The 20,258-nt window shown below is 67.3% G+C and carries 17 protein-coding genes and 1 pseudogene; 10 read left to right on the forward strand and 8 right to left on the reverse strand.

Annotation, left to right across the window (positions count from 1 at the left end; translation table 11 throughout):
• Window positions 1-71 precede the first annotated feature (71 nt).
• A complete protein-coding gene (locus A5625_RS29295) occupies window positions 72-305 on the reverse strand; it encodes a hypothetical protein (RefSeq protein ID WP_156748475.1) in 234 nt (77 codons plus the stop codon).
• A 193-nt stretch (window positions 306-498) separates the two neighbouring features.
• Between A5625_RS29295 and A5625_RS23225 the strand changes: the two genes are divergently transcribed.
• From A5625_RS23225 to A5625_RS23235, 3 genes are all read left to right on the forward strand, one after another.
• Window positions 499-1,644: a hypothetical protein gene (locus A5625_RS23225; RefSeq protein ID WP_066999670.1), complete on the forward strand. Its 1,146-nt coding sequence runs from the start codon at window positions 499-501 to the stop codon at window positions 1,642-1,644.
• 186 nt (window positions 1,645-1,830) lie between these two features.
• Entirely contained in the window at window positions 1,831-3,279 is a 1,449-nt protein-coding gene (locus A5625_RS23230) for a hypothetical protein (protein ID WP_066999703.1), read from the forward strand.
• An 89-nt stretch (window positions 3,280-3,368) separates the two neighbouring features.
• Window positions 3,369-4,694 (forward strand): UDP-glucose/GDP-mannose dehydrogenase family protein, encoded by a 1,326-nt coding sequence (locus A5625_RS23235; protein ID WP_066999673.1) that lies wholly within the window; start codon window positions 3,369-3,371, stop codon window positions 4,692-4,694.
• A gap of 70 nt (window positions 4,695-4,764) precedes the next feature.
• Here the strand turns inward: A5625_RS23235 and A5625_RS23240 are convergent, their stop codons facing one another.
• Complete coding sequence (locus tag A5625_RS23240) at window positions 4,765-5,415, reverse strand: class I SAM-dependent methyltransferase (RefSeq protein WP_066999709.1); 651 nt, start codon at window positions 5,413-5,415, stop codon at window positions 4,765-4,767.
• Between the two features lie 153 nt (window positions 5,416-5,568).
• Between A5625_RS23240 and A5625_RS23245 the strand changes: the two genes are divergently transcribed.
• From A5625_RS23245 to rfbA, 3 genes are read left to right on the forward strand one after another with little or no spacing between them, the layout of a single operon-like run.
• Window positions 5,569-6,324 carry a maleylpyruvate isomerase family mycothiol-dependent enzyme gene (locus A5625_RS23245; protein WP_066999706.1) on the forward strand — a complete coding sequence of 252 codons (756 nt, stop codon included), beginning with the start codon at window positions 5,569-5,571 and terminating at the stop codon, window positions 6,322-6,324.
• Between the two features lie 28 nt (window positions 6,325-6,352).
• Window positions 6,353-6,724 (forward strand): nuclear transport factor 2 family protein, encoded by a 372-nt coding sequence (locus tag A5625_RS23250; protein WP_066999676.1) that lies wholly within the window; start codon window positions 6,353-6,355, stop codon window positions 6,722-6,724.
• A 27-nt stretch (window positions 6,725-6,751) separates the two neighbouring features.
• A complete protein-coding gene (rfbA, locus tag A5625_RS23255; RefSeq protein WP_066999679.1) occupies window positions 6,752-7,627 on the forward strand; it encodes a glucose-1-phosphate thymidylyltransferase RfbA in 876 nt (291 codons plus the stop codon).
• Here the strand turns inward: rfbA and A5625_RS23260 are convergent.
• The 5 genes from A5625_RS23260 to A5625_RS23280 form a co-directional block, all read right to left on the reverse strand.
• Window positions 7,569-8,834, reverse strand: a complete 1,266-nt coding sequence (locus A5625_RS23260; RefSeq protein WP_066999682.1) for a YibE/F family protein — start codon at window positions 8,832-8,834, stop codon at window positions 7,569-7,571. The two genes, rfbA and A5625_RS23260, sit on opposite strands and share 59 nt — an antisense overlap.
• A 31-nt stretch (window positions 8,835-8,865) precedes the next feature.
• Entirely contained in the window at window positions 8,866-10,158 is a 1,293-nt protein-coding gene (locus A5625_RS23265; RefSeq protein WP_066999685.1) for a pyridoxal phosphate-dependent aminotransferase, read from the reverse strand.
• A 32-nt stretch (window positions 10,159-10,190) separates the two neighbouring features.
• Window positions 10,191-13,205 carry a heterodisulfide reductase-related iron-sulfur binding cluster gene (locus A5625_RS23270; protein WP_066999690.1) on the reverse strand — a complete coding sequence of 1,005 codons (3,015 nt, stop codon included), beginning with the start codon at window positions 13,203-13,205 and terminating at the stop codon, window positions 10,191-10,193.
• A gap of 250 nt (window positions 13,206-13,455) precedes the next feature.
• On the reverse strand, window positions 13,456-15,123 hold the full coding sequence (locus A5625_RS23275; RefSeq protein WP_066999692.1) for an Hsp70 family protein: 1,668 nt from the start codon (window positions 15,121-15,123) through the stop codon (window positions 13,456-13,458).
• Window positions 15,124-15,256: 133 nt separating this feature from the next.
• Window positions 15,257-15,802 (reverse strand): hypothetical protein, encoded by a 546-nt coding sequence (locus tag A5625_RS23280; protein WP_066999694.1) that lies wholly within the window; start codon window positions 15,800-15,802, stop codon window positions 15,257-15,259.
• A gap of 648 nt (window positions 15,803-16,450) precedes the next feature.
• On the opposite strand from A5625_RS23280, the gene A5625_RS23285 reads away from it, so the two are divergent.
• From A5625_RS23285 to A5625_RS23295, 3 genes are all read left to right on the forward strand, one after another.
• Window positions 16,451-17,872, forward strand: coding sequence for a sugar porter family MFS transporter (locus A5625_RS23285; RefSeq protein ID WP_232003795.1), 1,422 nt, complete (start codon window positions 16,451-16,453; stop codon window positions 17,870-17,872).
• A gap of 80 nt (window positions 17,873-17,952) precedes the next feature.
• A complete protein-coding gene (locus A5625_RS23290; RefSeq protein WP_066999697.1) occupies window positions 17,953-18,684 on the forward strand; it encodes a FadR/GntR family transcriptional regulator in 732 nt (243 codons plus the stop codon).
• Complete coding sequence (locus tag A5625_RS23295; RefSeq protein WP_066999700.1) at window positions 18,684-19,340, forward strand: sterol desaturase family protein; 657 nt, start codon at window positions 18,684-18,686, stop codon at window positions 19,338-19,340. The genes A5625_RS23290 and A5625_RS23295 overlap by 1 nt, the downstream gene beginning before the upstream one ends.
• A gap of 15 nt (window positions 19,341-19,355) precedes the next feature.
• Here the strand turns inward: A5625_RS23295 and A5625_RS23300 are convergent.
• Window positions 19,356-19,724 (reverse strand): annotated as a pseudogene (locus A5625_RS23300) (hypothetical protein); the annotation flags it as partial.
• A 50-nt stretch (window positions 19,725-19,774) separates the two neighbouring features.
• On the opposite strand from A5625_RS23300, the gene A5625_RS23305 reads away from it, so the two are divergent.
• On the forward strand, window positions 19,775-20,149 hold the full coding sequence (locus tag A5625_RS23305) for an amidohydrolase family protein (RefSeq protein ID WP_232003794.1): 375 nt from the start codon (window positions 19,775-19,777) through the stop codon (window positions 20,147-20,149).
• Window positions 20,150-20,258 lie beyond the last annotated feature (109 nt).

The raw sequence follows: 20,258 nt of genomic DNA on the forward strand, positions 1-20,258 counted from the left end.
GGGATGCGGTACGGCCATCGGCCGCGCCCCCACCGCCACCCGCCGCTGCACCCATACCCGTCATACCCGCGCTACCGCCGCCCGTGTTCGTTCCACCGCCCCGCCTGCCCGTGCCCGGGCCGGGCGGTGGCCACGGGCCCCTCGGCGGCGGTCACGGGCCGTTCGGCGGCAACGGCCCGTTCGGCGGCGGTCACGGGCCCTTCGGCGGTCACGGGCTCTTCGGCGGTCACGGCCCGTTCGGCGGGGGCCACGGGTTCGGTGGTGGTCATGGCTTTGGTGGTGGTCATGGTTTCGGTGGCGGCCACGGCCACAGGTAGCCCGTTTCGCGGTATCCGCGCTTGTCTGCCAAGGCGCGCTAGGGTGGCGGATTGGGGTTTGGCCGCGGCCAGAACTCTCGGCGAGTCCGGCTAACTCTCATATCGCGAGGCCGCGACGGCGGAACGAACGCCGTCGGTCTGGCGTGGCACATCGACCAATTTCGGACGATTTGGAGGAGCGGTGGACGTCGTACTTGGCGTGTCTATGGCACCTGAGACAGTCCGCATGGTGCTCATCGAAGGTGAAGCTGCCGGCGGGGTGACGGTCGATCAGGACGGGTTCACTGTCGCCGCCGATGAAACCCCTGTCGCCGCAGCAAATCACGTTGTCACGGCCATTCTCGGCACCCGGGACAGCGCGGCCCAGGGCGGTTATCAGGTCAAGTCCAGCGGAGTGAGCTGGACCGAGCCGGTCAAAGCAGCGGCGCTGCGAGACGTGTTGGCGGCCCGCAAGATTGAGAACGTGATGCTGGTCTCGGCGGTCATGGCCGCCGCAGCGCTGGCTCAGGCCATGGGCAGCGCCACCAATTGGGCCCGCACCGCGTTACTCCTGGTCGAGCCGTCCACTGCGACGTTGGCGGTGGTCGACACCTCGAACGGGACTGTCACCGACGTGCAACGGCACCCACTGCCCGGCAGCGACAGGGCCGCGCTGGCGACACTGACCGCGATGGTCTCGGCCGCCGAGTCGATGAGTGCGCGACCCGACGGGGTATTTCTGGTCGGCTCGGAGGTGGACATCCCGTCGATCAAGCCGACGCTCGAGGCGGCGACCGCGCTGTCGGTCACCACGCCCGAGGAACCCGAAATGGCCCTGGCGCGGGGCGCCTCGCTGGCTGCGGCGAACGCGAAACTCGGAGCGCCGCGAACGGTCGCGATGTCGGCCGCGCCGACTGGCTCGGTCGCAGCAGCCGAACTCGCCTACAGCGCCGAGGATGACCCAGCGTCCGACGCCCACCCGCTTGCCGATCCTGCGTCGCGCCAGCGCCGCAGCCGCAAGTCGGTATTGACGATCGCGGCCGTGTCGATCGTCTTCGTCGGCGGCGTCGTGGCGTTGGCCCTGGCATTGATCTTCGGGATCCGGCCGCACTCCGACCAGCAGCCCGACGTCAGCACGAACATCGTCGCCCCGCAGAATCCGGAACCCGGCCCGCCGGCTGCGCCCCCGCCGTCGGCGGTCCCCGCAGCGCCGGCGCCCGAAGCGCCACCGCAAGAAGCGCCTGCGCCCGAATCGCCGGCGCCGCAACCCTCGCCGCATTCGGGCGACCATCAACGCTTGGATGACTGGCTACACCGCCACCTGGGCACGGGGATTCCGTCGCCATAATCCGGTTCCGGCCCCGTCCCGGGCCGCCGCCCGAGCGCCGCACGAGCGTAAAATCGGGGCACTAGGGGAATAACGGTGGGGACTCAGCGTTGTCTCGCGCCACCACTCGTGCGACGAGGCCGCCCCGCCGCGACTGGCTAGCAACCGACTATTGGAGGAGCTTTGGACACCGTACTGGGTGTATCGATGGCGCCGACGGCAGTCCGGATGGTGCTGGTCGAGGGGGAAAACGGCGACGGTGCCACCGTCGACGAAGACAATTTCGACGTTGCCGCGCCTGATACTGCGGCAACTGCAACCGCCTCGGACCAGGTACTTTCAGCCATCTTGGGGACACGTCAGGGCGCGGCAGAGGGCGGCTATCAACTGGCGTCGACCGGGGTCACGTTCACCGACCCGATCGAGGCTGCCGCCCTGCGCGACAAGCTGGCCGCCCACAAGGTCGAAAATGTGATGCTCGTCTCGGCCTTCCTGGCCGCGGCCGCGCTGGCTCAGGCGGTGGGCCACCAGACCAATTACGCGCAGACAGCCCTGCTCTACATCGAGCCGGACACCGCGACGCTGGCGGTCGTCGACAGCGCCGACGGATCCATCGCCGACGTTTCGCGGCAGGCTCTGCCCGCCGACGACGAGGCCGCGGTGGCCCAACTGGCCGCGATGGTGGCCGACGCGGAGAACTTGGAGACCCGCCCGGACGCGGTGTTCGTCGTCGGCTCCGGGATCGACATCCCGATGATCAAGCCCGCCCTGGAGGCGGCGACCACCCTGCCGCTGACGGCGCCCGAGGAGCCGGACACCGCGCTGGCCCGCGGCGCGGCGCTGGCGTCGGCGCATGCTCCGTTGTTCTCGTCGTCCACTGCGGCGTTGGCTTACGCGCAGGACCCCGGCACCGGCGCGATCAACCCGTTCGCCATTGCGCCGGGCTACTTCGAAAGCCCGGCCGAGGCCGGCGGGGACGCTCTGGCCTACAGCGCCGTACCCGACGATCCGGACGAATTCTTCACCGGGACTCAGGCCGCCGCGACCGAGCTGGTCGGTGCGGATTACCGCGCGGAGCGCAGCTCGTTCAGGCTGGTGGGAAGCGCGGTGGCGGGAATCTTCGTCATCGGCGTGGTGGCACTGGTCGTGTCACTGGCCATCGCCATCCGGCCGACGGCCAACGTGCGGCCCAGCCCGAACCAGAACGTCGTCGTCGCACCCACTCGGCCCGCACCGGCGGCGCCCGCTCCGGCTCCCGAACAGGCGCCCGCACCGGCGGCACCCGCTCCGGCCCCCGAGGCGCCCGCTCCGGCGGCCGTCGTTCCCGCACCTGCGCCGGAAGCCCCGGCTCCCGTTCCGGTGCCCGCCGCTCCCGCTCCGATCGTGGAGGCCCCGGCGCCGGTGCCGGTGGCTCCACCACCTCCACCGCCGGCGGTCGCCCCGATCCCGGTGCCCATTCCGCTGCCCATACCGGGCATTGGTGGTGGGCCGGGCTTCGGTGGACCCCCGGGAGGCGGATTCGGTCCGCACGGCGGCGGTGGCGGCGGGCATGGCGGCGGTGGAGGCATCCCCGGGTTACCCGGCGGCGGTGGTGGCCACGGTGGCGGCGGCTTCCCCGGCTTCGGCGGGGGCCACGGCGGCTTCGGTCACCACTAGTGGCCGCGGCGGCCACCTGTCATCTGCCGTTTGCCTTCCGCTTAGGCCCCCGATGCAGTTAGCTCATCGGGTTCACCTACACCGGTAATATGCGATGCACCGTGTTCGGCACGGGTTACCTGGGTGCCACCCACGCGGTCGGGATGGCGCAGCTGGGACACGACGTTCTCGGGATCGATATCGATCCGGGCAAGGTGGCCAAGCTCGCTGGGGGTGACATCCCCTTCTACGAGCCCGGACTGCGAAAGCTGTTGAGGGAGAACCTGGCTGCGGGCCGGCTACGGTTCACCACCGACTACGACATGGCGGCCGATTTCGCCGACGTGCACTTCTTGGGGGTGGGCACACCGCAGAAGAAGGGCGAATACGGCGCGGATCTGCGCCACGTCTACGCCGTCATCGATGCGTTGGTGCCGCGACTGACAACCTCAGCGGTGCTGGTGGGCAAGTCGACGGTCCCGGTGGGCACCGCGGCCGAGCTGAACCAACGAGCCGCCGCGCTGGCGCCCAGCGGTGTCGACGTCGAAGTCGCCTGGAATCCAGAGTTTCTGCGCGAAGGCTATGCCGTGCAAGACACTCTCAACCCGGACCGGATTGTTCTTGGCATAAAAGAGGATTCGGGGCGCGCCGAGGTCGCGGTTCGTGAACTGTACGCGCCGATGCTCGACGCCGGAGTGCCGTTCCTGGTGACGGACTTGCAGACCGCCGAGCTGGTCAAGGTCTCCGCCAATGCCTTTCTGGCAACCAAGATCTCATTCATCAACGCCATTTCCGAAGTGTGCGAGGCGGCGGGCGCAGACGTCAGCCTGCTGGCCGACGCGCTCGGATACGACCCCCGCATCGGGCGCCAATTCCTCAATGCCGGTTTGGGTTTCGGGGGCGGTTGCCTGCCCAAGGACATCCGCGCCTTCATGGCGCGGGCGGGTGAGCTGGGAGCCGATCAAGCTCTGACGTTCTTGCGTGAGGTGGACAGCATCAACATGCGCCGCCGCACCCGGATGGTGGAGTTGGCCAGCGCGGCCTGCGGCGGTTCGCTGCTCGGCGCGAACATCGCGGTGCTCGGCGCCGCGTTCAAACCCGAATCCGACGATGTGCGCGACTCGCCCGCGCTCAACGTCGCGGGCCAGTTGCAGCTGAATGGGGCCGCGGTCAACGTCTATGACCCGAAGGCATTGGACAACGCGCAGTGCCTGTTCCCGACGCTGAACTACGCGGTGTCGGTCGAAGAGGCCTGCGAGCGCGCGGATGCGGTGCTGGTGCTCACCGAGTGGCGCCAGTTCGTCGACATGGACCCCGGCGACTTGGCAGATCGAGTGCGCGCCCGCGTCATCGTGGACGGACGCAACTGCCTGGACGCCACCCGCTGGCAACAGGCGGGATGGCGGGTATACCGGCTCGGCGCGCCCCGACCCTAGCTTCAAATTCGCACGCGGTAAGGCCCGCGAACTCGCTTGCAGCACAAAGGCATTGAGAATGCCGTCGGTTTCAGATGTGGGCGCGCAGCATGGCCCGCTGGTATTCGCCCCCGTCGTCGGACAGCTCGACCTCAACTTCCTGGAACCCGGCCGACCGCAGGGCGTCGACAACCGGTGCCGGGTCGGGGATTTCGCGGAAAGGCAGCCGCGCCGCCACGTCCTCGGCATAGTGATGCCCCGCCACATGCGGATTGAGCGAGATGTCGGCGATCACCACTCCACCGGGAGCCAACACGCGGCGCCATTCCGCGAAGGCCTGCTCGGGTTCGAGCACAGTCCAGATGAAGTGTCGGGCCGTCACGGCGTCGAAACTGGCGTCGGCGAACGGCAGCTTTTCGGTGACCCCTTCCAGGAAGGTGACGGCCACCCCGGCCGCGGCGGCTTTGGCGCGAGCATGCGCCAACATCGCCGCGGAGGCGTCGACACCGGTCACCCGGTGGCCGAGCTCGGTCAGCAACAGTGCGACAAAGCCGGTGCCGGTGGCGACATCGAGCACCCGGGAAGCCGGTGGGATTGGTGCCAGGGCCGCCGTCCAGCGCCGGCGTTCGGGCTCCGAGGAGATGCCGTGCGCGGTCCGCTGGTCGTATTCGGAACCCTCACGCTCCCAGAACTCGCGGATAGCCGTGCGGGCGACCGGAAGGCTCGCTTGGTCATTGGGCATGAGCACCTCTCGGGGACAAGGGCATTCGGCTATCCGGGCGGTCGGCGTGCCTCGACAAGCCGGACATCGACGACAAGTCTGCAGTGCGCGCGATCATCGCCGCAAGGCACGCGCGAGCACTGGGCAGCTGCCTTGGCGAGTAGCCTGACCGGCGTGGACTATGCCGGAGCATTCCTCGACCAGAACCGCGCGTTCGCGGAGCTGTTTCAGGACGTCGACGAGTCCACGCCGGTGCCGACCTGCCCGGAGTGGACCCTGCGGCAGCTGTTCCGCCACGTCGGCCGCGGTGACCGCTGGGCGGCGCAGATCGTGCGTGAGCGACTCGACCGCTACCTCGACCCCCGCACGGTGGAGGGCGGCAAGCCGCCGCCGGATCCGGCCGGCGCGATCGCCTGGCTGCACGGCGGTGCTCAGCGGCTGATCGACGCCGTCGAGCTGACCGGGGTCGAAACACCGGTGTGGACTTTCCTCGGCCCGCGCCCGGCGAACTGGTGGGTCCGGCGCCGGTTGCACGAGGTCGCGGTCCATCGAGCCGACGCGGCGATCGCCCTGGGCAGCGATTTCACCCTCGACCCCGACGTGGCGGCCGACGGCATCACCGAATGGTTGGAGCGCGTCGCGATTCAGGCGGGCACCGAGGGCGCCCCACTTCCGCTCAAGCAGGGCGACACGCTGCACCTGCATGCTACCGATGCGGGCCTGGGTGAAGCGGGCGAGTGGACGATCGGCGTCGAGCAGGGCCGGATCACCTGGTCTCACCAGCACGGCAAGTGCAGCGCCGCGCTGCGAGGTGGCGCGACCGAGCTGCTGCTGGCGATATTGCGCCGGCGCCCGCTGGCCGACACCGGTATCGAGCTGTTCGGCGACGATGGCGTGTGGGAGCGCTGGTTAGACCGTACCCCTCTCTAGCCGCGGGGCCGCACGGTAATTTGCACACATGACCACATCGGAGATCGCCACCGTTTTGGCATGGCACGACGCCCTCAACTCCGCCGACCTCGCGACCCTGGTCGCCCTATCCAGCGACGACATCGAGATAGGCGACGCGCACGGAGCCGCGCAGGGCCATGAGGCGCTGCGCAAATGGGCCGGCTCGCAGCGGGCGACTACGGAATTGGGCCAGATGTATGTGCACGACGGCGTCGTCGTCGTCGAACAAAAGGTCACCAGCCCCGACAATGCCGGGGCGGTCAGCACCGCTCTGGCATTCCGAGTCGTCCACGACCATGTCACCTCGGTGTTCCGGCATGAGAGCCTGGCATCGGCCCTGGCGGCCACCGAACTGACCGAATCCGACGCCATCGACTAGGGCCGCTCAAGGCATTAGGAGCTATCCATGCGCGGAATCATCCTGGCCGGCGGGTCGGGCACCCGTCTGCATCCGATCACCACGGGCATCAGTAAGCAGTTGCTGCCGGTCTATGACAAACCGATGGTCTACTACCCGTTGTCCACCCTGATGATGGCCGGAATCCGCGACATCCTGGTGATCACCACCCCGCACGACGCACCCGGATTCCAGCGGTTGCTGTCCGACGGCTCGCAATTCGGCGTCAACATCACCTATGTGACGCAGCAGAGTCCCGACGGTCTGGCCCAGGCCTTCGTCTTGGGCGCCGACCACATCGGCAACGAGTCGGTGGCATTAGTGTTGGGCGACAACATCTTCTACGGCCCCGGGCTGGGTACCAGCCTGAGCCGCTTCCAATCCATCAGCGGCGGAGCGGTTTTCGCCTACTGGGTGGCAAACCCGTCGGCATACGGTGTCGTCGAATTCAGTGACGATGGGACGGCGCTGTCGCTGGAGGAAAAGCCCAAGACACCGAAATCCAACTACGCGGTGCCAGGCTTGTACTTCTATGACAACGACGTAATCGAAATCGCCAAGGGCCTGAAGAAGTCGGCGCGCGGCGAGTACGAGATCACCGAGGTCAACCAGATCTACCTGAACCGGGGCCGGCTTTCGGTCGAGGTGATGGCCCGCGGGACCGCCTGGCTGGACACCGGGACCTTCGACTCATTGCTGGACGCAAGCGACTTCGTGCGCACGCTGGAGCGACGGCAAGGCCTGAAGGTCAGCGTCCCCGAGGAAGTGGCGTGGCGGCGCGGCTGGATCACCGACGACGAACTGGCCGAGCGTGCGAATAGCCTGCTCAAATCCGGCTATGGCGGCTATCTGCTGGACTTATTGGAGCGGAGTCGATTTCACTAGGTTTGGCCAGCACCGCGGCGATCGCGGTGGTCAGCGGCACCGACAGGGCCAGCGCCATACCGCCCACCGCTGAGCGGGCGATCTCGACAGCCACACTCTCGCTGGTCAATACATCGGTCAACGAGCGGTTGGCGACGCTGAACAGCAACAGCAGCGGCAGCGAACTGCCGGCATACGCCAGCACCAGCGTGTAGACCGTGCTGGCGATGTGGTCACGGCCCACCCGGATCGCGCCCAGAAAGATCGCCGGACGCGAGCCGCCGAGATGGGCCAGCTCGAACACCGTCGAGGCCTGGGTGACCGTCACATCGTTGAGCACACCCAGCGACCCGATGATGAACCCGGCGAGCAGCAGGCCGCCGATCGACACATTGCCCAGATACGCACTGACGGTACTGTTCTGTTCGTCTGACAGCCCGGTCAGATGCGCCAGTTGTATTGCCGCCCAAGATAATCCGGCGGCCAGCAACAGCGCCGACAGCGTACCCAGCAGCGCGGCGCTGGTCCGCAGACTCACCCCGTGGGCCAGGTAGATGACCGCGTACAGGATCGCCGCGGACGCCACCAGCGCGACCGGAACCGCCGGCGCGCCGTCGCGCAGCGCCGGCAGCAGGAACAACACCAGCACTGCGAACGCGACGACGATGCCCACCAGCGCGAGCAGCCCGCGCCACCGCGCCACGGCGACGATCACCACCGCGAACGCGATCGCCAGACCGGCCAGCGACCAGCCACGCTCGAAGTCGTAGAACGCGTAGCTGGTGGCGCCTTGGTCGTCGACCTGCCGGACGAGCCGGATGCGGTCGCCCACTGCGAATTTCGGCTGGCCGGGACCGGGGGAGGATTCCAACAGTGTCTGGGCACCGGTGTTGGGGCCGGAATCGACCGAGACCTGGGTCAAGATGCACCGTCCCGCGCCCGGTGGGGCCGGCTGCGGTGTGCCGGTGAGCACCTGGCTGACCGACGGGCTGCCGCAGTCGCCCACCGCGCTGGAGAGCACGTGCCCGGCCTGGGTGCTTACCGCACCGCCGGTGGCGTTCTGCAGCGGCATCGGGATGTCGACGTGCTGTCGGCTGGGCCAGAGCACGATCGCGCCGACGGCTACCGCTACGCCTATCGCGATGAGTAAACCGACAACGATCCTGGCGGGCAACGGATCAACGGGAGGCGGCCACGACGGCGGGCTGTGCGAGTGGGAGTGCGTCACCGCTCTACCGTAGAGGCGCTCGCCTGGATGTTTACTGTCGATAGGCGACGAGGAAGTTGCCCAGCCGCTCGATCGCGGCCGCCAGGTCGCGGGCCCACGGCAGCGTCACGATGCGCAGGTGGTCAGGTGCGGGCCAATTGAAACCGGTGCCCTGGGTGACCAGGATCTTCTCCTGCAGCAGCAGATCCAGCACCAGTTGCTCATCGTCTTCGACGTCGTAGACCTCGGGGTCCAGCCGCGGAAAGGTATAGAGCGCGCCTGCCGGTTTGACGCAGGACACGCCCGGGATCTCGTTGAGTTTGGTCCACGCGACGTCGCGCTGCTCGAGCAGCCGTCCGCCGGGCAGCACCAGGTCGTCGATGCTCTGATAGCCGCCCAGGGCCACCTGGATCGCATGCTGCGCCGGAACATTGGGGCACAACCGCATGTTGGCCAGCAGGTTGATCCCTTCGATGAAACTGCTGGCGTGGTCTTTGGGACCGGTGATCGCCAGCCAGCCGGCCCGATAACCGGCCACCCGGTAGGCCTTGGACAGGCCGTTGAACGTCAGGCACAACATGTCCGGCGCCAGTGAGGCCAGGTTGATGTGCTTGGCGTCGTCGTAAAGGATCTTGTCGTAGATCTCGTCGGCGAGCAGCAGCAGCTCGTGCTTGCGCGCCAGATCGACTATCTGAGTGAGTACTTCGCTGCTGTACACCGCACCGGTCGGATTGTTCGGGTTGATCACGACCAGCGCCTTGGTGCGTTCGGTGATCTTCGATTCCAGGTCGGCGATGTCGGGTTGCCAGCCCTGCGTCTCGTCACAGAGGTAATGCACCGGGGTGCCGCCGGCCAGGGACGTCGACGCCGTCCACAGCGGATAGTCCGGCGACGGGATCAGCACCTCGTCGCCGTTGTCCAGCAGGGCCTGCAGCGTCATGGTGATCAGCTCGGACACCCCGTTGCCCAAATAGACGTCGTCGACGTCGAAGCGGGGGAATCCGTCGACCAACTCGTAGCGGGTCACCACGGCCCGGCGGGCGGGCAGGATGCCCTGCGAGTCGGAGTATCCCTGCGCGTAGGGCAGGGCCTGGATCATGTCTCGCATGATCACGTCGGGTGCCTCGAAGCCGAACGGCGCCGGGTTGCCGATGTTCAGCTTGAGGATGCGGTGCCCCTCGGCCTCCAGCCGCGCGGCCTGTGCGTGTACCGGTCCGCGAATCTCGTACAGAACGTCCTGAAGCTTCGACGACTGCGCGAAAGTACGGTGCGGCCGGTGATGAGCCGATGCGTGCAGGGGCACATGGTGGGTGGTCACACCATTAATGGTGCCATCATTGTCCACTGAAATTTGCTGTCACCCGTGAAAGACGCAGGTCAGCGCTTGCCCGGGGGGCGGGCCCCACGGGCAATGCCCAGGCCTTTGACCGGTGGCTGCGACGGTGCGTCCTCGCCGTTGGTCTGCTTTGCCGGCTCCGCTTTGGGCGCCGGCTCGGCCTCGGCTTCGGGGGCGGCTTCCGCAGTTGCTTCGGCCTTGGGCGCTTCGGCTGTGGGGGCCTCGGCTTTGGGGGCCGCCTTCTTGGCGCCGGGTCGCTTGGCGCCCGCGGCGATGCCCAGCCCTTTGACCGGCGCCGCCGGGGCCTTGGCTTCGGCTTCGGCCTTCGGGGGCTCGGCTTCGGGCGCGGCTTCCGCAGTTGCTTCCGCCTTGGCCGCCTCGGCCGCCGGGGCGGACTTCTTGGCGCCGGGACGCTTGGCGCCCGCGGCCAGACCCAGGCCCTTCACCGGGGCGGCTGGGGCCTTGGCCTCTGCGCCGGCTTCCGCGGGTGCCTCGGCCTTGGCGGCCTCGGCTGCGGGTGCCGCCTTTTTGGCGCCGGGTCGCTTGGCTCCCCCGGCGATGCCCAGCCCCTTGACGGGCGCCGCGGGTGCGGCCGCTTGCGCTTTGGCTTCTCCGGCCGGTTCGGCCGCTTTCTTGGCGCCGGGACGCTTGGCCCCGCCGGCGATGCCCAGCCCCTTGACGGGCGCGGCGGCGGCCTCCGACTTCGGGGCGGCCTCGGCCTTGGCAGGAGCCTCTTCGTCCGGTGCCTCGGCGGGCGCGGTCGCCGTGGCGGCAGTGGCCTTGGGCGCTTCAGCCGCCCGCTTCTCGGCTTCCTTGGCGGCCGTGCCCTTCTCCGGCAGCGTCGCCTTGTCGTACTCGAGAGACCCGAGCAGGATCTGCGCGACGTCGAGCACTTCAACGCCGCTGCGCCCGGCCTCTTCCTGTCGGTCGTTGACGCCGTCGGTGACCATCACCCGGCAGAACGGGCACGCGGTGGCCACGGTGGCTGCCCCGGTGGCCAGCGCCTCGTCGACGCGTTCGTGGTTGATCCGCTTGCCGATGTGTTCTTCCATCCACATCCGCGCACCGCCGGCGCCACAGCAGAAGCTGCGCTCGGCGTGCCGCGGCATCTCGGTCAGATTGGCACCCGCGGCCCCGATCAGCTCACGCGGCGCCTCGTAGACCTTGTTGTGCCGGCCCAGGTAGCAGGGGTCGTGATAGGTGATGTCCTGCGACACCGGCGTCACCGGCACCAGCTTGTTGTCCCGGATCAGCCGGTTGAGCAACTGGGTGTGGTGCAACACCGAGTAGTTCGCGCCGAGCTGGCGGTACTCGCGGCCCAAAGTGTTGAAGCAGTGCGGGCACGTGACGACGATCTTGCGGTCGACCGTCTCCACGCCCTCGAACAGGCCGTCCAGAGTCTCGACGGCCTGGGCGGCCAGCTGCTGGAACAGGAACTCGTTGCCCGACCGGCGCGCGGAGTCGCCGTTGCAGGTTTCGCCGGTGCCTAGCACCAGATATTTCACCCCGGCGATGGCCAGCAGTTCGGCGACGGCCTTGGTGGTCTTCTTGGCCTTGTCGTCGTACGCGCCGGCGCAGCCCACCCAGAACAGGTACTCGTAGCCCTCGAAGCTGTCGACGTCCTCGCCGTAGACCGGCACGTCAAAATCGACCTCGTCGATCCAGCTGGTGCGGTCCGCCGCATTCTGGCCCCACGGGTTGCCCTTGGTTTCCAGGTTCTTGAACAGCACCGACAGTTCCGACGGGAACTCCGACTCCATCATCACCTGGTAGCGGCGCATATCGATGATGTGGTCGACATGCTCGATATCGACCGGGCACTGCTCGACGCAGGCACCGCAGGACACGCATGACCACAGCACGTCCGGGTCGATGACGCCGCCCTGCTCCTCGGTGCCCACCAGCGGCCGGGTGGCCTGCTCGGGCCCGGATCCCATGACGCGGCCGAAGCCCGACTCGGGAACGTGGTGGGCCTCGGCGTGCTTCTCGCCGGACAGTTCCTCGCCGATCCCGCCCTCCGGCGTGCTCTCGAGGGGGCTTTCCTTATCGCCCAGGATGTAGGGCGCTTTGGCCATCCAGTGATCGCGCAGATCCATGATGACGAGCTTGGGCGACAGCGGCTTGCCGGTGTTCCACGCCGGGCACTGCGACTGACAGCGCCCGCACTCGGTACAGGTGGCGAAGTCCAGCATGGCTTTCCAGCTGAAGTCCTCGACCTTGCCGCGACCGAATTCGGCTTCATCGGGCGGGTTTTCGAAGTCGATCGGCTTGCCGTCGTACTCCAGCGGCAGCAACGGGCCGAGCCCGTCGGGCAGCCGCTTGAAGATGACGTTGATCGGCGCCGTGAAAATGTGCATGTGCTTGGAGTGCAGCACGATGATCAGGAATGCCAGCATGACCAAGATGTGCAGCAGCAGCGCAGTTGTTTCGATGATCTCGTTGGCGGGCTGGCCCAGCGGCCGCAGGATGGCGCCGAACAGTTGCGACAGGAAGGCACCATTGCCGTAGGGCAGCGTGCCGTTGTTGACCGCGGCTCCGCGCACGAACACGTAGGTGAAGACGACGTTGAAGATCATGAACAGCACCAGCCAGGCGCCGCCGGTGTGCGAGCCATAGAACCGTGACTCGCGTCCGATCTCCTTCGGGCTGCGCATCAAACGGATGATGGCGAACGTGACGATGCCGAGGAAGACCGCGGTCGCGAAGAAGTCCTGCAGGAAGCCGAGTGCGTCCCAACGCCCGATGATCGGGATGTGGAAGTTGTCCTGGAACAGCAGGCCGTAGGCCTCGATGTAGACCGTCAGCAGGATGAAGAAGCCCCACATGGTGAAGAAGTGCGCCAGGCCGGGGATCGACCATTTCAGCAGCCGGCGCTGGCCGAAGACTTCGGTGAGTTCGGCCCAGACCCGTTTGCCGGGTTCGTCGGTGTGCCCCGGGGCCGGCCTGCCCGACGTGATCAGCTTGAACAGCCACAGGACACGCCGTGCGGCGAGTGCGGCCACGACCAGAGTCATGCCCATGCCCACGATCAGCCTGATGAGCATCTGCGTTGTCACAGAAGGTCTCCCCAATGCATAGAAAATTCGGCCTGTGCTTTATTTGCCTGCTTAAGCCCCGCTCATAGTTACATCTTCGCGGCTTTCAGCGCGAGAAAGGCTGCCCTAACTTGCCGTTCGTCGATGCCTCTGGCCTGCTGGTTAGTACCCACGCAGCGGATGTGACGCTTGTCGGAGTGATGAGCGCCACCAATTTTCGTTAATTGGCCCTTTCCCGGACCCTTTTGGCGGCCGGGCGAAATCCGTCGGGTCAGCGCCCGAATGGCGGTTGAAAGCGCGGCGTGGGTCGTTCGCGGGTGGTGGTGGGCGCCGCGGTGGTGGTTGCCTGCGACGTCGTGGTGGGTGCGGCGCTCGTGGTGGTGGTCGGCGGCGCTGTCGTGGTCGACGGCTCCGGCGCGGGGGTTGTCGTGGTGGTGGCCGGCGCCTCGCTGGCCGGCGGCGGTGGCGCCGGGACGACGGTGACGGTGGTGCTGTCGTCGGGTCCGGTGATGGTCACCGTTTGGGACGGTTCGCTGGGCGGTTGCTTGGGTCCGACCGGGGTGGACCGGGTAAGCAGCAGGTTGATCGCCAGCACCAGGGCCACCAACACCGCCGCGCCGGCCCCGGCCACACTCAATACCAGCGCCGTGCGTTTGTACCAGGGCAGTTTCCCCTGGGCGGCGGAGTAGCGACTGCCCGTCGCATCGTCGAATCGCCTCGCCTCGTTGGCGTACTCGCCGGTGGCGTCGCGGCCGGTGTAGGGCACTGGCTCGTCGTGGTCGGCGTCTTGCGACCAGGCCAGGGCGTCGTCCACGTCGGTGGCCTGGGCGGCCCACGCGGCCTGGGTCATGTCGAGTCCCGAGGTGCCGACGATTTCGGTCGGTGTCTCCACCGCGGCAGCCGCGGCGGTCGGTGCTGCTCCCGACGCGTAATGCGGGCCGAGGACCGCTGCGCCAAGTGCGGCGCTGAGCGCCGGCTGCGCGGCGCTGTGCACCGGGACCCCGAAGCGCTGTGACAAGCGTGCTGTGAGCAGCGGGATGCTGGCGCCGCCGCCCGCGATCGCTACGGCGCTCAGCTTCGCGTTGGGAATACCGTTGCGCCGCAACGACTCTTCGACCGAGCTCAGAAACCGGTCCAGCGGTGCGGCGATGAGTTGTTCGAACTCGGCGCGCGACAGCTGGGCGCCCTCGCCGGCAGCCCCCGCGATGGTGCTCACTGCCGCCGTCGACAGTTGCTCCTTGGCGCGCCGGCATGCGCCGAGCAGCCGGGTCTGCGACCCGAGCCGCGCGGTGCCGCCCAGCATGGCGGTGCTGACGTCGGAAGCCAGCAGGTGATCGAGGATGAGCTGATCGATGGCGTCGCCGGAGAAATCGGTGTACCGCGTCGACGGGCCGACGGACGCGAAGCCGGTCTTGGCATCCATCAACGTGACGGTGGTGCCGCCGGCGCCGAAGTCGCACAGTGCGATAACGCCGTCGGCCCGGAACCCCGGGGTCCCGCGCAGCGCCGCCAGCGCCGCCGTGGCGTCGGAAACCAGCATCGGCGCCACCCCGCCGCGCGCCAGGTCCGACTGGGCGAAGAACTCTTCACGCAGGGCCGCGAACTGCTCATCGGACCAGTAGGCGGGCACCGCGATGGCGATCGGCGTCCCGAAACCGACCGCGCGGGCCATCGCCTCGATGGCCTCGACCGTCAGTGCCGCACCCAGATACTTGGTGCCGTCGGCCGCAACCAATGGCGCCCGGTCGCCGACGCGTTCGACGAATCCGCGCAGCACCAGCCCGGGTTCGGTCAGATTCGGATTTTCTTCTGGCAGGCCAACTTCCGTGGGCCGGTTCTCGAACAATGTCAGTACGGAACTGCGGGTGATCGGAGCGCTGCCAGCGCGGGCCGCCACCAGGTTGGCCACCCCGATCGATAGCCCGAGCGACTCGCTCATGTCCTGCACCCCTGTGTCAGTCGTCCCGTTGCTGTCGCCCTGTGGTCCTCACCGTAGCGACCGCGGATTGCAGCGAGTGTAGGGCTTCGCCGGCGCCGCGCCGCGTAACCGTTGTCGGGTCGCCACCGACTGACTAACGCAGGCCCGGCGGCACCGTGACGACCGTCGGCACGCCCGGGATGGTGATCACCGGCGGCAACTGTGGCAGATGGTGGTGATGCGACGGCTGCTGCGTCTGCCCGCCGGTGGGCCGCTGCGTCGGCTGCTGTGTCGGTTGCTGCGTCGGTTGCTGGACCGGCGGCTGTTCGGCGCTGCTGCTCGGCGAGGACTCGGTGGTCGTCGTGGTCGTGGGTGTCGTGGTGGTGGTCGTGGTGCTCGGAGTGGTTGTGGGGACGTGGTTGCGGGTCTGTTCCCCATGAAGGAGTTCGATGATGCCAAAGACGATCAACGCGATCAGGATGACGACGGAGACCAGCCAGGCGATCAACATCGCGGGCTTGCGATACCAGGGCGTCGGCTCGGTCTCCTGGTCAAACGGGTCGTCTCCGTGGAATTGCTCGGACTCTTCGGGCGCGTTGGGTGGCGGGATTTCACCGGTCGGCGGCTGTTCGCTGAGGCCGAACTCACCATGCTGCGTCGGCTGGTTGTGGAAGTCGTCGCGTGGGCCATAGGTTGCCACGGCACCGATGGTACTAACCCCACCTGCCAATCTCCTGATGCCGACCCTCGAGGCGCGCGGCGACCAGCTCAAAACGCATTGACCTTGGCGAATGCTGACGACCGTCGGGGCCTGGAGCCGACCGCTGGACTGTGGCACCCAACACACTCGCTGACCCCTTTAGGCCGCCATAGCGTTGTAGTAGTGTCCGACCCGGTAGTTGAGTCACCTTTGACTAGTGACAGGCTCGTTTTTCGGGTCGATACAGAAGTCAAACGGTAAGCCCGCACCAAGCGTTGCGCCTGGCGGGCCCTGGGCAGACCAACGAGCAAGCCACGCGGAATCGCTGGATGTGCGACTACCTTGACCGACCAGCGATCCACGCACCCGCCGTCACAGCGGCGCGGTCACATCGGGCCCTGAAATCGCGGCGAGTGACGATGAAATCCGAGCACAGGGTAGGGGAACGATGACGATCCCGGCAGGTCCGCCGATCGGTCCGGAGTTCGTCAATCCCTCAACGATGACCAGCTCTGCTAGTGGCCGCGGCCGATTCGACAGACCGCGAATGGAGGGTCAGCGGTCCGCGATGAGGTGCTGACGGTGGCGAGTCAGCTCTCTCGGATGGTCGGCTTGCCCGAGGAGGCCGACCCGGCCGAAGCCGCGGGCATGGCCAACGCGGAAGCGTCGCAGAGCCTAGTGGGCACCGACGCGGCGGCGGGAAGGCAACTGACCGGCGCGATGGTCATCGTCGCGCTGGTCGCGGCGATCTCGGGCATGCTCTACGGCTACGACACCGGGGTCATCTCCTGGGCCCTGTTGCAGCTCACCGAGGACTTCAACATCACCGCTGGCTGGAAGCAGGTGATCGCCGCCAGCATCCTGCTCGGTGCCGTCGTCGGAGCCTTGACGTGCAGCTGGCTTTCCGATCGGCGCGGCCGGCGCGGCACGCTATTGATGTTGGCGGTGGTGTTCATCGTCGGCGCGGTGTGGTGCGCCGACGCGCCTGATGCCGTTGTGCTGTCGTTGGGACGGCTGGTGCTGGGCTTCGCGGTGGGCGGGGCGACGCAGACGGCACCAATGTATGTCGCCGAGCTCTCGCCGCCGGCCTACCGGGGACGGTTAGTGCTGTGCTTCCAAATCGCCATCGGGGTGGGCATCCTGATGGCGACCATGGTCGGCGTCTTCGACTCGATCTCGTGGCGAGGGCCGATCGGGCTCGCCTGCGTGCCCGCCGCGATCATGCTGTGGTTGCTGCTGCGCCTCCCGGAAAGCCCACGCTGGCTGGTCAAGCAAGGTGATCGAGACGCTGCTCGAACCGTGTTGGAGCATGTCCGACCCGAGGGCTACGACGTGGGCGCCGAGCTGGACGACGCCGCCGAACTCGCGCGCGTGGAGCGCACGGCCAGCACCCGTGGCTGGCGCGGGCTGCGCGCCGGCTGGGTGCGCCCGGCCCTGGTCCTGGGTTGTGGTGTCGCGGTATTCACCCAGCTCAGCGGCATCGAAATGATCATCTACTACTCGCCGACCATATTGACCGACGCCGGTTTTTTCACATCGGTGGCTTTGCGGTTATCGGTGGGCTTGGGCGCGGCGTACGTGATCGCCCAACTCGTCGGATTGGCCATCATCGACCGGGTCGGTCGGCGCCGGCTCACCCTCATCATGGTGCCGGGTGCGGCGATGAGCCTGTTCGTGCTGGGCCTGCTCTTTGTCACCACCGACAGCGGCCGCGGCATGATTCCCTACATCGTCGCCTGCCTGATCGTCTTCATGCTGTTCAATGCTGGGGGTCTGCAGCTGATGGGCTGGCTGACCGGCTCGGAGACCTATCCGCTGGCGGTGCGACCGGCGGCCACCGCCGTGCAGTCGGCGACGCTTTGGGGGACCAACCTGCTCATCACGCTGACGATGTTGACGCTGATCAATGCGATCGGGGTCGGGCCCTCGATGTGGCTCTACGCGTTGTTCAACGTGGCGGCGTGGGTCTTCGTTTTCTTCCGCATGCCCGACCTCACCGGTCGGAGCCTGGAGGAGATCGAAAACAAGCTGTCCGAGGGGAAGTTCCGACCGTCAGACTTCACCCGCTGACCAAGTCAGCCGCGCGGAAAGTGCGGATGGCATTGGTCTGACCACTTGACGTCTGGCCAATTACCCGGCAGGTTGGGCGTATGGCTCTGCGGCCCGTGACTCGACAATCGGTACCCGAAGGCGTTTTCGAGCAGATCTTGTCTGACGTGCTCAGTGGCGAAATGGCGCCCGGAGAGATGCTTCCCAGTGAGCGCAGACTCGCCGAGGTGCTGGGTGTGTCTCGGCCGGCGGTTCGTGAGGCGCTCAAGCGTCTCACCGCCGCCGGCCTGGTGGAGGTTCGGCAGGGCGACGCCACCACCGTGCGGGATTACCGCCGTCACGCAGGCCTGGACCTGTTGCCCCGGTTATTGCTCCGCGGTGGCGATCGGGCTGACGAGCTGGACCTGGGGGTGGTGCGCAGCATCTTGGAGGCCCGGCTGCACAACGGCCCCAAAGTCGCTGAGCTGGCCGCGGAACGCAGGGACGGGCAGGTGGCCGGTTTACTCGACGGTGCCGTGGATGCGCTGGCCGCGCAAGAGGATCCGGTGCAACGTCAGCGCGCCGCGCTGACGTTCTGGGACCACGTCGTCGACGCCGCCGACTCCATCGTCTTCAGGCTGATGTTCAACACCCTGCGTGCTACCTACGAACCCGCGCTTCCGGCGCTGGCCACGGTGATGGCCGCCGAGGTGAATCGCCCAGAGCTCTACCGGCGGGTGGCACAGGCGATCGCCGCCGGTGATCCGGCGGGGGCCAAACGCGCCGCGACGGAACTACTCGAGCCGGCCACCCACGGCCTGGTCACCGCCCTGTCTGGGTTGCAGGAACGGTGATGACCAGGCATGTGCGCGGCAACTTCACCCTGTCTGAGGCGGGCCGGGAGTTCTGGCGCCACCGGACTCCCTGGGGTATTTCGCTGACGCTCGCCGGGGCGCTGGTAGCCCGCATTGTCGTCGGCGACTGGCAGCTCACCGATGCCGTGCTGCCGGTGCTCATGGTCGCCACCTTTCCAATTCTCGAGTGGATCATCCACGTCGCCATCCTGCATTGGCGGCCGCGCAGTGTCGGTCGCTTCGCCGTGGATCCGTTGCTGGCGCGCAAGCATCGCGAACATCATTGCGACCCGCGGAAAATCGACTTGATCTTCATGCCGTGGCAGTCGTTGCTCTGGGTGATCCCGACCGCCGTCGCCGTAGCGTTGGTGGCTTTCCCTCGAGTCGGCCTCGGCCTGACGTACCTGGTCTGCTTGACGGCCCTCGGGCTGGCCTACGAGTGGACGCATTATCTCATCCACACCGACTACAAAGCGAAAAGCACTGTGTACCGGTCGATCTGGCGTAATCATCGACGGCACCACTTCAAAAACGAACACTATTGGTTCACCGTCACCAGCAGCGGAACCGCAGACCGGCTGTTCGGCACGTACCCGAATCAGTCGACGGTACCTACCTCCCCGACAGCCAAGAATCTGCACGGCGCCACCCGATGACGCCGCTTCTGGGGCTCAGAAGGTGTTGACCTTGTCGATGCTGACGAACATGCCGTGCTTGGTCGCGTCGTTGGTGAAGCGGGTGCCCTCGGCATTGGCGATGATCGTCCAGCCTTGTGCGAGATAGGTGTGGTAGTCGATCTTGACGGTCGGGATGGCACCCAGGTTGCCCAGCACCCACTGCACCTTGCCGCCGGTATTGATGCTCACGCCGTTGGCGTGCTCGCCGTCCTGCAGTGGTGAGTTGGTGAACGGTGCCTCACAGCCGACGCTGTCCTTATTGATCTGGCAGCGGGTCACGCCGGATTTGGTCTCGATGAAGACATACCCATTCTGGTCGGGCGGCAGCGGGATGGCGCCGGCCGGGGTGGTCGGGTTCGCCGGCGCGGTCGACGGGCCGGGGCTGGGGCTGGCACATCAATACCGCCACCCACGTGCTGCGCATCATCCTCGGTGGCGTATTCGACCGGCACCCGTCGCTGCAGATGATCATCGGGCACATGAGCGAGGCGATGTCGTTCATGCTGCCCCGCTTCGACGTCACGCTGAAACCCGAGCTGACCGGTCTGCAACACCCCATCAGCCGCTATCTGCGGGAGAACCTCACCTACACGTTCGCCAACTTCAACGACCACGCGACGTACGCGAACCTGGTCGCGCAGGTGGGGATCGAACGGGTGGCCTTCTCCGCCGACTACCCGTTCGGATCGATGGTCGCCGCCCACGCCTTCCTCGAAGGCTTGCCGCTCACCGACGACGAGCGGGCCCGCATCAGCCACCTCAACGCCGAGAAACTGTTGGGACTGTAGGGCGGCCGCGGGTCGAGGCGGCCAAGGCGCACATTTGCCCGTCCGTGGGTTACGCGGCGATAAACCTGGGCCATCGGCTCTGTATCGATAGCTGCGTCAGTGCGGCGAC

This window comes from Mycobacterium sp. 1465703.0 (assembly GCF_001672975.1).
Taxonomy (GTDB): Bacteria; Actinomycetota; Actinomycetes; order Mycobacteriales; family Mycobacteriaceae; genus Mycobacterium.